At 49.9% G+C, this 13,081-nt stretch carries 12 protein-coding genes; 6 read left to right on the plus strand and 6 right to left on the minus strand.

Going from position 1 to position 13,081, the window contains the following annotated elements:
- Positions 1 to 14: 14 nt before the first annotated feature.
- The 3 genes from KNP81_RS02080 to KNP81_RS02090 form a co-directional block, all read right to left on the minus strand.
- The gene (locus KNP81_RS02080; protein WP_214717916.1) at positions 15 to 221 is read right to left on the minus strand and encodes a hypothetical protein; all 207 of its coding nucleotides are present in this window, start codon (positions 219 to 221) and stop codon (positions 15 to 17) included.
- 56 nt (positions 222 to 277) lie between these two features.
- Positions 278 to 877, minus strand: a complete 600-nt coding sequence (locus KNP81_RS02085) for a helix-turn-helix domain-containing protein (protein ID WP_214717918.1) — start codon at positions 875 to 877, stop codon at positions 278 to 280.
- An 86-nt stretch (positions 878 to 963) separates the two neighbouring features.
- Complete coding sequence (locus KNP81_RS02090) at positions 964 to 1,464, minus strand: PTS sugar transporter subunit IIA (protein ID WP_029594982.1); 501 nt, start codon at positions 1,462 to 1,464, stop codon at positions 964 to 966.
- Positions 1,465 to 1,670: 206 nt separating this feature from the next.
- On the opposite strand from KNP81_RS02090, the gene KNP81_RS02095 reads away from it, so the two are divergent.
- Both KNP81_RS02095 and KNP81_RS02100 read left to right on the plus strand, forming a co-directional pair.
- The gene (locus tag KNP81_RS02095) at positions 1,671 to 3,365 is read left to right on the plus strand and encodes a M3 family oligoendopeptidase (protein ID WP_214717921.1); all 1,695 of its coding nucleotides are present in this window, start codon (positions 1,671 to 1,673) and stop codon (positions 3,363 to 3,365) included.
- Between the two features lie 199 nt (positions 3,366 to 3,564).
- Positions 3,565 to 4,674 carry an acyltransferase family protein gene (locus KNP81_RS02100; RefSeq protein ID WP_214717923.1) on the plus strand — a complete coding sequence of 370 codons (1,110 nt, stop codon included), beginning with the start codon at positions 3,565 to 3,567 and terminating at the stop codon, positions 4,672 to 4,674.
- A gap of 96 nt (positions 4,675 to 4,770) precedes the next feature.
- On the opposite strand, the gene KNP81_RS02105 is transcribed toward KNP81_RS02100, so the two are convergent.
- Positions 4,771 to 5,661 carry an aldo/keto reductase gene (locus tag KNP81_RS02105; protein ID WP_214717926.1) on the minus strand — a complete coding sequence of 297 codons (891 nt, stop codon included), beginning with the start codon at positions 5,659 to 5,661 and terminating at the stop codon, positions 4,771 to 4,773.
- On the minus strand, positions 5,658 to 6,161 hold the full coding sequence (locus KNP81_RS02110) for a cupin domain-containing protein (RefSeq protein ID WP_214717929.1): 504 nt from the start codon (positions 6,159 to 6,161) through the stop codon (positions 5,658 to 5,660). The genes KNP81_RS02105 and KNP81_RS02110 overlap by 4 nt, the downstream gene beginning before the upstream one ends.
- Positions 6,162 to 6,343: 182 nt before the next feature.
- Here KNP81_RS02110 and xylA point away from each other — a divergent pair, with 182 nt between their 5' ends.
- The 3 genes from xylA (at position 6,344) to KNP81_RS02125 (ending at position 10,245) form a co-directional block, all read left to right on the plus strand.
- A complete protein-coding gene (gene xylA, locus KNP81_RS02115) occupies positions 6,344 to 7,687 on the plus strand; it encodes a xylose isomerase (protein WP_214717932.1) in 1,344 nt (447 codons plus the stop codon).
- Positions 7,688 to 7,751: 64 nt separating this feature from the next.
- Positions 7,752 to 9,251: a xylulokinase gene (gene xylB / locus KNP81_RS02120; protein WP_214717934.1), complete on the plus strand. Its 1,500-nt coding sequence runs from the start codon at positions 7,752 to 7,754 to the stop codon at positions 9,249 to 9,251.
- A gap of 7 nt (positions 9,252 to 9,258) precedes the next feature.
- Positions 9,259 to 10,245, plus strand: coding sequence for an aldose epimerase family protein (locus KNP81_RS02125; RefSeq protein WP_214717936.1), 987 nt, complete (start codon positions 9,259 to 9,261; stop codon positions 10,243 to 10,245).
- Positions 10,246 to 10,280: 35 nt separating this feature from the next.
- Here KNP81_RS02125 and KNP81_RS02130 read toward each other — a convergent pair whose 3' ends face one another.
- On the minus strand, positions 10,281 to 11,393 hold the full coding sequence (locus tag KNP81_RS02130; protein ID WP_214718349.1) for an ROK family transcriptional regulator: 1,113 nt from the start codon (positions 11,391 to 11,393) through the stop codon (positions 10,281 to 10,283).
- Positions 11,394 to 11,662: 269 nt separating this feature from the next.
- Between KNP81_RS02130 and xylE the strand changes: the two genes are divergently transcribed.
- On the plus strand, positions 11,663 to 13,078 hold the full coding sequence (gene xylE / locus KNP81_RS02135) for a D-xylose transporter XylE (protein WP_214718350.1): 1,416 nt from the start codon (positions 11,663 to 11,665) through the stop codon (positions 13,076 to 13,078).
- The last annotated feature ends 3 nt before the right edge of the window (positions 13,079 to 13,081 follow it).

Consider the following 13,081-nt stretch of genomic DNA (forward strand, 5'->3'; position numbering starts at 1 on the left):
GGCTCCTTTTGTATTCATCCTTTGCTCTGCTCCCTTCCAATTTGCTGATGATATAACATCGACGCATCAAGTAGTTCATCAAGTTTAAGGGTTAGCATCATTTTTTCTCGTTTGCTTAATTTCTGTCCATAAAACATCAAATCTCTAAATTCACGATCCGCACTTCGATAACTTTTACCTAATTGCTCCCTAGTGCTTTTCATTGTTTCCACCATCTCCATATCTGTACCTCCTCCCTAACTAAATTAAAAAAACACGAACTTTTAGCCCGTGTTGTTCACTGCAATTTATACGATTTAGCGACGACCTCAAACTCCGTGTATTGGAACGAGTTTTCGACGAACTGGTCCGGTACGAGCTGCTCGATATAGCGAGCGAACGGCATAATCCGATGCGTCGGTTCATGCGAGCGTCCTAGGTCGAGCACAGCATCGACGAGCGCCTCGAGCGCTTGATGTGACGTTGGTTCCTCGTCTTCGGCGAAGATGCGACGGAGTTCTTCCTCATGCATCAGGTCAAAGATGCGCATGCGCGCCTCGAGCTGTCGCTGCATGTCCTCAGTCGACTTGCCGTGCATCGCCTCATCGTAGGCGAGCTTCATCTGCTCGAGCTCCGGGACTGTCCCTTTCATGAGCACTTTGAGCGACTCGCCCGTCCAAATATGGCGAGCCAAATAGTTCGCGTCAATCTTGAGCGCCTCGGCGAGCGCCTCTATGTAAGGCATCGTCGGGTAGACTTCACTCAGTTCGGTCCGGCGAATAAAGTACGGGGCGACGCCGATGCGATCGGCAAGTGCCTCGACCGAGATGCCGGCCCGCTCACGTAAAATTCGAATCCGATCCCCATACCCCCGATACGGTGCGTTCTTTCCATCCATGTGACTCTCCCCCTCTCTTTTTAGTATAGTTCCCGAATCCATAAAAAAATACTCGGAAGCGTATGCCTCCGAGTAAAATGTTCAACTTATTTTTTCGTCAATTCGACGACTTCTGAAGAACCGGCTGTGACCGTGTCGCCTTCAGCAACGAGTTTGTTCACGCCGAAGCTGTCGTGGTTCGTGATGATCACCGGTGTGATCGTCGACGGCGCGTTCGCTTTGATGAAGTCGAGGTCGAATGTGACGAGCGTGTCGCCAGCTTTAACCGCTTGACCTTCTGTCACGTGCGTTTCGAAGCCTTCACCTTTAAGGTTGACCGTGTCGAGACCGATGTGAATCAAGTACTCGGCACCGTTGTCAGCGTTAATGCCAATCGCGTGTTTTGTCGGGAAGACAGTCGCGATTGTACCGTTGACCGGCGAGACGACTTTGCCGTCTGTCGGTTCGACAGCGATGCCGTCACCCATCATTTTTTGCGAGAACACTTGGTCAGGAACGTTCGTGATGTCAATGACCTTCCCTGTAAGCGGTGAAACCGCGTTAAGTTGTTCTTCTTTACCACCGAATAGTTTTTTAAAGAATCCCATAGCTTAATCCCTCCAACATGTTCTGTTAATCAAAGTCTTAGCTTTTATACCCGAAAAGCTTCCTCTTCAATCCCTACCCTATAAACGGTATAGTTGTAATAAGGTAGTGCGAATTCGTTTACACATCGTAAGAATACGAGTGTGCAATCGCTTTTGCAAGCCCTTTTTACACTTTATAAAAATTTCACATGATGGAGGCGCTTACAATGACGACTTTCACAAAATTGTCATATGAACGGCCCGACTTGGACGCTCTAAACAGCCGATTGTCGGACTATTCAGTCGAATTGCAACAAGCGAGCACACTCGAGGAAGCGAACGAATTGATTCGCCAAATCAACCAGGAACGGAACGAATTCGAGACGCAAAGTCAGCTCGTCTCGATCCGCCACTCAATCGACACGCGTGATGCGTTCTATGAGGCCGAGCAAACGTTCTTTGACGATGCCTTGCCGGTGTACGAGAAAGAAGTGCAAGCGTATTATCGGGTCTTGACCGAGCACGACCTTCGCAGCCAACTCGAACAGGAATGGGGCAGCCAGTTGTTTGAACTCGCCGAGCGCGCTCTTAAGACGTTCGAAGAGTCGCTCATCCCGAAACTTCAAGAAGAGAACCGATTGGCGACCGCTTATCAGAAAGTCATGTCGGCGGCCCAAATCGAATTCGACGGCAAGACGCTCAACTTGTCCCAGTTCGGCCCGTATCTGCAATCCCCTGACCGTTCGGTGCGAAAAGCGGCGTCCGAGGCCCGTTATACATATCTCGCCGACAACGGGGACGAGCTCGACCGCATCTACGGTGAACTCGTACGCGTCCGGACCGACATCGCTCACGCGCTCGGCTTCCCGTCGTTCGTGGAGCTCGGTTACGCCCGGATGCAACGCGTCGGCTATGACGAGTCGAAAGTCGACAACTTCCGCAAACAAGTGCGCGATGTCATCGTCCCGCTCGCAACGACGTTAAAAGAGAAGCAAGCGAAACGGATCGATGTCGACGCCCTCTATTATTATGACGAGTCGTTCGTCTTCCCAGACGGCAACGCGACGCCACAGGGCGACGAGGCGTTCATCATCGAAGGCGGGAACACGATGTATCGCGAACTCTCGAAAGAAACGGACGAGTTCTTCCAATTCATGCAACAGCGCGGCGCCCTCGATCTTACGGCGAAACCGGGCAAGGCCGGCGGCGGCTATTGCACGTACCTCCCGTCAGAAGGTCTCCCGTTCATCTTCTCGAACTTCAACGGGACGGCCGGCGATATCGACGTGCTCACACATGAGGTCGGTCACGCCTTCCAAGTGTACGAGAGCCGTCATTTGACGACACCGGAATACGCGTTCCCGACATACGAGGCGTGTGAGATCCACTCGATGTCGATGGAGTTCTTTTGCTGGCCATGGATGGAGCTGTTCTTCGGCGATCAAGTCGACAAGTACAAGTTCAATCACTTGGCCGGAAGCATCACATTCTTGCCGTATGGCGTCCTCGTCGATGAGTTCCAACACGTCGTCTACCGCAACCCAGGAATGACAGCCGCTGAACGTCGCCAGGCATGGCGTGATCTTGAGAAAGTATACCTCCCGCATCGCGACTATGAGACGAACGACTATCTCGAGTCAGGCGCTTGGTGGCACCAACAAGGGCACATCTTCCAGAGCCCGTTCTACTATATCGACTACACGCTCGCGCAAGTGTGTGCCTTCCAATTCTGGGTACGCATGCATGAGGACCGTGAAGCCGCATGGAGCGATTACCTCACGCTCTGCCAAGCCGGCGGTAGCCGCTCGTTCCTCGAGCTCGTCGAATTGGCCGGTCTCAAGTCGCCGTTCGAGGACGGTGTATTGAAACAGACGGTCGGACAGATTGAAGACTACCTGTTGAAACATCCACTCTCGAACTGAAGTAGACTTAAAATCGTAACGTTTGTTTAAATTAAATAGTAGGTTAGTACTCGAAAGCAATTCGATCACTAACCTACTATTATTTTTTTCTATAATTTTACATAGGTTGTGCTATGATGATACATTTATATAAGTGAAAACAAGCTTTGGTTTAAAAAATGTAACTTACGAATATACGTAGGAGAGGTGAACTGTTCAATTGCAGAAATTAACTTATTTAGACGCTTTGCGCGGATACGCCATTCTTGGCGTGATTTTAACACATACTACCCGAAAATTTCATGGAGATATCTCTGAGGCATTATACCAATTTGGCATTCAAGGATCACGTGGCGTCCAACTTTTTTTCATCGTTAGCGCTTTTACCTTATTCTATTCATTAGAAAAACATTCAGCGAGTCGACAATTCTCAATACCTGATTTTTATATAAAACGCTTTTTTCGTATTGCCCCGATGTTTTATTTCGCTTTAATCTTTTATATAATTTTTGATTTAGTAAGTGATGCATTAGGCATTTATTCATCTTATCCAGAAGTATCGATTCACCTTCTCTTGTCGACAATCACGTTTACAAGCGTACTCCATCCAGACTGGTTATTTAGCCTTGTGCCTGGAGGATGGTCGATTTCTAATGAATTTTTGTTTTATCTCTGCATCCCATTCCTGTTCTATTGGATACGGACACCGCGAGTAGCCTTTATATTCGTGGTCGTTTCAATCTTAGGAAGTATCGCTCTACATAGTGTTTTCGGAAGTACATCACCCTTCTCAGGAGTGACAAGTTACTTGTTTTATTGGTTCCCAAACCAACTGTCTATCTTTTTGATGGGAATTGCATTATTCTTTGTCGGTAGGAAGTATAAATTCAGTTTGGTTGCATATCGCAGCTTTACCGCACTATCAATCCTATTTATACTAATTCTCGGTATCACCCCATACGACATGAGCTCTCTCATGCCTAAACATGTATTATTCGGACTCACTTTCTGTCTTTTAGCACTTGGATTGTCAGGCGCCCCTAACCGTATATTGGACAACCGATCAATTCAATTCATTGGGACAATCAGTTTTAGTATTTATTTGGTACACTTCTTTGTATTAGACATAGTTAATTACGTGTTGCTAGATACCTTGACAAGTTCAATGACGGCAACGAATGCTCTATTAATCATATTTTTAACTACATTGCTTGTATCAATCTTATTTGCATATGTCGCATATCGCTTAATCGAGTTACCAGGAATCCGATTAGGCAGATATTTGATTCAAAAACTAGGTTTTGACCGTACCAAACAAAAAGTAGCTTGAACAATTCCACGACCATGAAGCTAAGATAAATGATATTCGGCTTTAATGTCGATATGAAAACAGGTGAGCCCCATCAATGGGACTCACCTGTTTTCGTCAAATCACATCCAACGGTTCTTTCCCACTCGGTGGCGGGAACGCCTCGTCGAGCGCGTTATAGTCGTCCTCGGTCAAGTTGAGGAGCATTGCCGCGCCATTCTCTTCGACGTGCGCTTTCTGCCCTGCTTTCGGGATGGCGATGACGTTTCCGCTCCGCACCGTCCACGCAAGCAAAATTTGGGCCGGTGTCGCGCTATACGCCTCGGCGATCCGTTTCAACGTCTCGTCGTTGAAGACTTTCTCTTTCACGTCGCTCCCTTCGGCGAGCGGGGCGTAAGCCATCATCGGGATTTCTTGCTCCTGTAAGAACGGCAACAAGTCGTACTCGACACCACGGCTGCCGAGGTGATACAGCACTTGGTTGACGGCACAATGCTTCCCGTTCGGTAAGGCGAGCAGTTCTTTCATGTCGTCGACATCAAAGTTCGAGACACCCCACGCTCGGATTTTACCGTCCGCCTTCAACTGTTCGAGCCCATCGACAGTCTCCTCGAGCGGGATGTTCCCGCGCCAATGAAGCAGATACAAGTCGAGGTAATCGGTGCCAAGACGTTCGAGCGTGGCGTCACACGCTTGGACGAGCTTGTCGCCTCCGGCGTTATGCGGATACACTTTCGAGACGAGAAACACGTCTTCTCGCCGGTCTCGAATCGCTTCACCGACGAGCGACTCCGATTTCCCTTCCCCGTACATCTCCGCCGTATCGATGACGTGCAACCCGCAGTCGAGTCCCGTCCGGAGTGCCTCGATCTCGGCTTCCCGTTTCGATTCGTCTTCTCCCATGCGCCATGTGCCTTGCCCGAGGGCCCTCATCTCACGCCCGTCTGGCAGTTCAGCCACGTGTTGTTTCAATGCCGCCAAAATTAATGTATGTGGAATGCGGTTCATGCCATCTCCTCCTTCGTCCATTGTTCGTGTAATGGTCCAGTCGTCCCGAAGACGGGATCGGTCGCCGGCTTGTCGACTCGTTCGATGCGCAACACACTGTCCGGTCGCTCTTCCGGTTTCCCCGTCAACGTGTCGTAGTCGCGTCCTTCCGGATACGCACCGACGATGGCGAAATCTTCACTCGCCTCGAGACGGCGATGTCCCGTCCCGGCCGGTAAAATCAAGACGTCCCCCGCTTGAAGCGAGACGAGGTCCCCGGTCGCACCCCCGAGTTGAACCGTCGCCCGGCCCGATTTCACGCCGAGCACTTCATGTGTGTTGCTGTGGTAGTGGTGGTAATCGAACACCCCGTTGACCCAGCTGTTCCCCCAGCCGTTATGTTCGAACGTCTCTTGCATGCCGTCCGGCTCGTCGAACACGCCTCGGTATAAAAGCACCGGAAAATTTGGATTGTTCGGAATCGAACCGTCGTCTTCAAATCGATATTTCTTCATATCCATTGTCATCCCCTCCTTGTCTCTGTCTTTGTACCCGAGTTGACGCACGATTAACCTGTGAGCCAAATCACGGTGAAAAGTTCAAAAAGATAATTCAAAAAACTTAGTTTGTTCGATAGACAAACTAAAAAGTTTGATGTATTCTATTCCTGAAAACGATTACAGAAATGAGGAGGATGATTCGCATGTCACAAACTCAAACGAAAAAGGAATACTATGAAGGTGTCGGACAAATCAAATTTGAAGGAGCTTCTTCTACCAATCCATTCGCCTTCAAACACTACAATCCAGAAGAAAAAATTGGTGGGAAGTCGATGGAAGAACTGCTCCGCTTCGCCGTCTCGTACTGGCATACGTTCTCAGCCGATGGAAGCGACCCGTTCGGCAAGGCCACGATGATCCGACCGTATGACCGCCTTTCAGGAATGGATCTCGCCAAAGCCCGCGTCGAAGCGGCGTTCGAGTTCTTTGACAAGTTGAACGTGCCTTACTTCTGCTTCCATGATTTCGATATCGCTCCTGAAGGAAGCACGCTCGCTGAGACAAACCGAAACATCGACGTCATCGTCTCGATGATGAAAGAATATATGAAAACAAGTAAGACAAAATTACTTTGGAACACAGCGAACATGTTCTCACATCCACGCTGGATTCATGGAGCCGCGACTGCGCCGAATGCAGATGTGTACGCATACGCAGCAGCTAAAGTGAAAAAAGGACTCGAAGTCGGAAAAGAGCTCGGGGCCGAGAACTATGTGTTCTGGGGAGGTCGTGAAGGGTATGAAACGTTGCTCAACACCGATATGGGACTTGAGCTTGATAACTTGGCCCGCTTCTTCCACATGGCCGATAGCTATGCCAAAGAGATCGGCTTTGATGCCCAGTTCTTGATCGAACCGAAACCAAAAGAGCCGACGAAACACCAATACGACTTCGACGTGGCGACGGGTCTCGCCTTCTTACAGAAATATGACTTGGCGGACCGCTTCAAATTCAACATCGAAGCCAACCATGCGACGCTCGCCGGACACACGTTCGAACATGAGCTTCGCGTCGCCCGCGTGAATGGGATGCTCGGATCCGTCGACGCGAACCAAGGTGACCCGCTCCTCGGCTGGGATACGGATGAATTCCCGACCGACCTGTATTCAACGACGCTCGCCATGTATGAGATCTTGTTGAATGGTGGGCTTGGAAGCGGTGGGCTCAACTTCGATGCAAAAGTCCGCCGCGGTTCATTCGAACCTGAGGACTTGTTCTATGCCCACATCGCAGGCATGGACAGCTTCGCCGTCGGTGCGAAAGTTGCTCAACGCTTGATTGATGATCGTGTGTTCGAAAACATCATTCAAGATCGCTACGCAAGCTACAAAGAAGGAATCGGAAAAGACATCGTCTCCGGTCAAACCGACTTCCACAAACTTGAGGCCCACGCGTTCACGCTTGCCGACATCCAAAATAAATCGGGACGTCAAGAACAGCTCCGTCACATCCTCAACCAATACTTGTTGGATGTACAACGCCCTTAATCGCGAAGCCCAGACTCCATGATGGGGTCTGGGCTTTTCCATCAAACTAGAAAGGATGAACCTAATGAAATATGTCATCGGAATCGATTTAGGGACAAGTGCGGTCAAAGCCATTCTCGTCGACCAAAACGGACAAATCTGCGGGGAAGCGAGTCGCGCCTACCCTCTCATCCAAGAACGAGAAGGCTATAGCGAACAAGATCCATCAGCCTGGGTCGAACAGACGGTCAACGCCTTGACCGAGCTCGTTCAAAAGTTTGAAGGACGTCCTGAAGACATCGAAGGCATCAGCTTCTCAGGACAAATGCACGGGCTCGTCTTACTCGATGCGCAACATCAGTTGCTTCGCAATGCGATTCTTTGGAACGATACGCGGACGACGGCTGAATGCGAGGAAATCAAGGACGGACTTGGACCACTACTCCTCGATCTCACTAAAAACCCTGCGCTCGAGGGCTTTACGCTTCCGAAACTACTATGGGTGAAGCGGTATGAGCCTGACTTGTTCCGTCAAGCGGCCGTCTTCCTGCTCCCAAAAGACTACGTCCGCTATGCGTTGACAGGTCAACTGCATATGGATTATTCCGATGCGGCCGGAACGCTTCTCCTCGATATCGCTAAAAAGGAATGGAGCGACGAAATCTGTGAACGGGTTGGTGTGCCGAAATCCCTTTGTCCCCCACTCGTCGAGTCGTCTGATCAAATCGGGACGCTCAGTTCTTACTACGCGACGCGCACCGGCCTTTCTTCGAACGTCAACGTGTTCGCCGGAGGTGCGGACAATGCCTGTGGTGCCATCGGGGCAGGTATTTTGAACGATCAACAAACGATGTGCAGCATCGGTACATCGGGTGTCGTCTTGGCCTATGAACCAACCGCCCTGCTTGATTTCAAAGGGAAAGTCCATTATTTCAATCATGCTAAGCCAGGTGCCTATTATACGATGGGTGTCACCTTGGCAGCAGGACATAGCTTATCCTGGTTCAAGGATACGTTCGCACCGGACCAATCATTCGAGACGTTGCTCGCCGAAGTGAAAGACGTACCGATCGGGGCGAACGGGTTGTTGTTCACTCCTTATCTCGTCGGGGAACGGACTCCTCACGCGGATGCAATGGTGCGAGGAAGCTTTATCGGAATGGACTCCACCCATCGCCTCGCCGATTTTTCACGGGCAGTGTTAGAAGGAATCACGTTCTCCTTAAAAGAGTCCCTCGAGCTGTTCCGTGCGGAAGGGAAAATAATCACGTCGATCGTTTCGATTGGAGGGGGCGCCAAAAACGAGGCATGGCTGCAAATGCAGGCAGACATCTTCGACGCTACTATCATCAAGCTTTCCAACGAGCAAGGCTGTGCGCTTGGTGCCGCTATGTTGGCTGCATACGGCTGTGGGTGGTTTGATAGTCTTGAGGCCTGCAGTAAGGCGTTCATTCAGGAAGCGAAACGATATGAACCGATTCCAGAAAACGTCACACGCTACCATGCCTTGTTCGCACTCTACCAACAAGTCTATCCGGCCACGAAACAGCTCTCTCATGGCCTGTCCGCATTTCGGAGAAAGTGAGACGACGATGAACTATACATCCGACCATTACGGGAGCGTAGACGGTATCCCCGTCTCGCGTCACCGCGTATCGACAGACTCGTTCAGCTTTTCTTGTATCGATTATGGATGTACCATCACGGAAATTGCCGTCCCCGATCAACTGGGGAACATGGAGAACGTCGTATTAGCGCTTGATTCGCTTGAGGATTACGTCCGTCACGATTATTATCTGGGTTGCGTGGTCGGACGGGTGGCCGGAAGGATACAGAATGGTCAGTTCACACTCGACGGTCAGACCGTTCAACTGTCTTTGAACGACGGTCCCAACCACCTTCACGGTGATCACTTCCATAAGGTCGTCTGGACCCCATCCATCGAACAAACGGATGATGGCGTGACCATTCGATTTGAACGGTCGTTTCCTCATGGACATCACGGATACCCTGGGAATATTGACGTCTCGGTCGAATACACGATTACCCCCCACGCCGTGGCCATCCGCTATGAGGCGAAGACCGACGCGCCGACCGTCATGAACATGACAAATCACACATACTTCAATTTATCAGGGACGTCCATGCCGATTTCTGACCATACGCTTCAGCTTATGAGTGACTCGTTCTACAAGCTAGACAAGACCCTTATTCCGCACCGCGTGAAATCCGTCATGACCTCCCCGGCTTTCGATTTTAGAGAGGCGAAACGAATCGAAGATGGTCTAAATGATTCAGATGCGCAACTTGACCTCGCCGGAGGCTTCGATCACCCGTTTTGCCTGCCCCAAACGGAACGTCCTCAAATCGATCTTCGTCATGATTCTGGTCGCAGGCTTTCCGTCCACACGACAGAACCGTGCGTCGTCTTCTATTCGGGTAATATGCTTCCGAATGAGCTGAGACGGACCGGCCTTTGTTTAGAGACGCAACAGGCACCGAATTTGCTGGACCCTCGTAGTGTGTTACGTCCCGGCGAGACGTACGTCGCCGAGACGACGTGGACGTTTGCCTCATAACAATAGCCCGCCACCTGAAGGTGACGGGCTATTTGTCATTGCATCATTCGACGCTGTAAAAACTGCTCGATGGCAAGCGAGGCCATCCCGATTGCAGAAGCATGGTCGCTCAATTTCGACGGGATGAGCTCGAACGAATGATCGGCTTGCGCATACACCCGCGATGAGATCGCCGTACGAATCATGTTGAGAACCATCGGATGTGACTCGATGACCCGACTTTGAATGACGATTACTTTCGGATTATAGACGTTCAGTACCGTGTTCAACCCGACCCCGACATAAAAGCACCATTTTTGTAATTCATTTAACACAGATGCCTCATTGGCCTGTAAACTTCGTTGTAGCGTCTCGACCGTATGACCTGGCAAATACTTGTCCCATAGTACTTTTTCTGAGGCATACAATTCCCAACACCCGCGATTGCCACACGTACATTTCGGTCCATTGTATTCAATGGACATATGCCCGAACTCGCCAGCGAACCCATCCTCGCCTCGATACAATTCCCCGTGTAAGATGATGCCCGTACCAACACCTGTCCCGAGACTAACGAAGACCATCTCCCCATGGTCTTTCCCTGCCCCGAATCGTCGTTCTCCGTAAGCCCCCGCATTGGCCTCATTCTCTAAATTAACGGGCACATCATAACGGTTCTCTAAATCGTGCTTCAAACCCGTCACGTAAGGACGGAGGTTCGGGACAAAAATAACTTGTTGCTCGCGATTAATGAGTCCAGGCACCGAGACGCCGATTCCAATGAGCCCATATGGCGAGGACGGCATTTTCCCAAGCAACGCATCGATGGCAGCTCTCACTTTCGGTTCCGCCTCTTGGTCCGCCTCGGCCCACTCGGTCGTCAAAGACTCCACGACGTTACCTTTTAAATCAGTCAATACCGCATTGATCGCTTTCACGCCTAAATCGACTCCGATGGTGAATCCTGCCTGCTGGTTGAACACGAGCATGACCGGACGACGCCCCCCGCTTGAATCGCCTTGTCCGATTTCAAAGATGAGATCTTCGTTCAATAGAGCGCCAATTTGCGCAGATACCGTCGATTTGTTCAATCCCGTTACTTCTGACAGTTTTGCGCGTGAAATTGGGTAACTACGAATAATTTCATTCAACAATACGGTTTTATTCATTTTTTTCACAAGCTGTTGATCAGCGGTCACATCTAATTTTGCCAATGACTTTGTCTCCCCTTTATACGAAGTGATGTCTCATCCATCGTTTAACTTTCGTTCCATTCCGTTTTACTCTCAAATTCATTATACAAAAACCACAAAAATATAGTTGAGAATTCGAGCCTCATTTTGTATGATAAGAATAGTTAGTTTATCCGTCAAACAAACTAACTTATTTTTTAACTCGATATTGTAAGCGTTACCAATTCCAAGGAGGGCAAAACGTGATGAAACAAAATCAGAACACGCTATACCTCATGACCATCACACTCGTCGCGACATTAGGTGGCCTGTTGTTCGGTTATGATACTGCTGTCATCTCAGGCGCAGAGAAATCATTGGAGAAGTATTTTATTGACGGGCTGAACTTAAGTTCGCTCGTACACGGGGCGACCACTTCCTCGGCATTGATTGGCTGTATCATCGGAGGAATCATCTCTGGTATATTCGCAAGCCGATTTGGTCGCAAAAAATCATTGATTTTCGCGGCCGTTCTTTTCTTATTGTCTGCATTGGGTTCGGCTTATCCCGAAGTCCTCTTCTTTACGAAAGGCGAACCGACGATTGCCCTTCTACTTACGTTCAACTTGTATCGCATCATCGGCGGGATCGGCGTCGGACTTGCCTCGGCCATCACGCCGATGTATATCAGTGAGGTCGCGCCAGCTGCGATTCGAGGGCGGCTCGTGTCGCTAAACCAATTTGCCATCATCCTTGGGATGCTCGTCGTCTACTTCGTCAACTGGTCGATCACAAGTGGACAAACGGTCGCCTGGATCGATGACATCGGTTGGCGGTATATGTTTGCCTCTGAAGCCATTCCGGCCCTCCTTTTCGGTTCGCTCTTATTGATTGTTCCGGAAACACCACGGTATTTGGCGCTCCAAGGCGAGGAAGAAAAGGCTCTCCACATCCTCAGTCGAATCAATGGCAAAGAACGCGCCGAAGCGATTATGCAAGACATCAAATCGTCTGTCAGTCATTCTTCAGCCAAGCTGTTCACTTACGGAAAACTGGTCATCACCATCGGGATTCTCTTATCGGTGTTCCAACAATTTGTCGGAATCAACGTCGCATTGTACTATGCCCCACGAATCTTTGAAAGTATGGGTGCCGCTAAAGACGCTTCCATGATGCAAACCGTCGTCATGGGGCTCGTCAACGTCGTCTTCACCATCGTCGCCATCTTGTTTGTCGATAAAGTCGGCCGAAAACCATTGCTCATCATCGGTTCGATCGGCATGGCAATCGGGATGTTCGGTGTCGCTTCGATGGCCTACACGAATGCAATCGGGATTGGTACACTCATCTTCATCATCATCTACACAGCCTCATTCATGATGTCATGGGGACCGATTTGTTGGGTACTCATCTCGGAAATTTTCCCAAATAAAATTCGAGGGCAAGCGGTCGCGATCGCTGTTGCCGCTCAATGGACAGCCAACTACTTCATTTCATCGACCTATCCGATGATGATGGAATTTAGTGGCACGATGACATACGGATTTTACGGGGTGATGAGCGTACTGTCCGCCTTGTTCGTCTGGAAGCTCGTACCGGAGACGAAAGGCAAAACGCTCGAAGAGATGGAAACATTATGGAGTGACAAGCAAGCTGACTCAAAAGACGTATCCGCCTCGTAACGA

The organism is Exiguobacterium sp. s149 (assembly GCF_018618395.1).
Taxonomy (GTDB): Bacteria; Bacillota; Bacilli; order Exiguobacteriales; family Exiguobacteriaceae; genus Exiguobacterium; species Exiguobacterium chiriqhucha.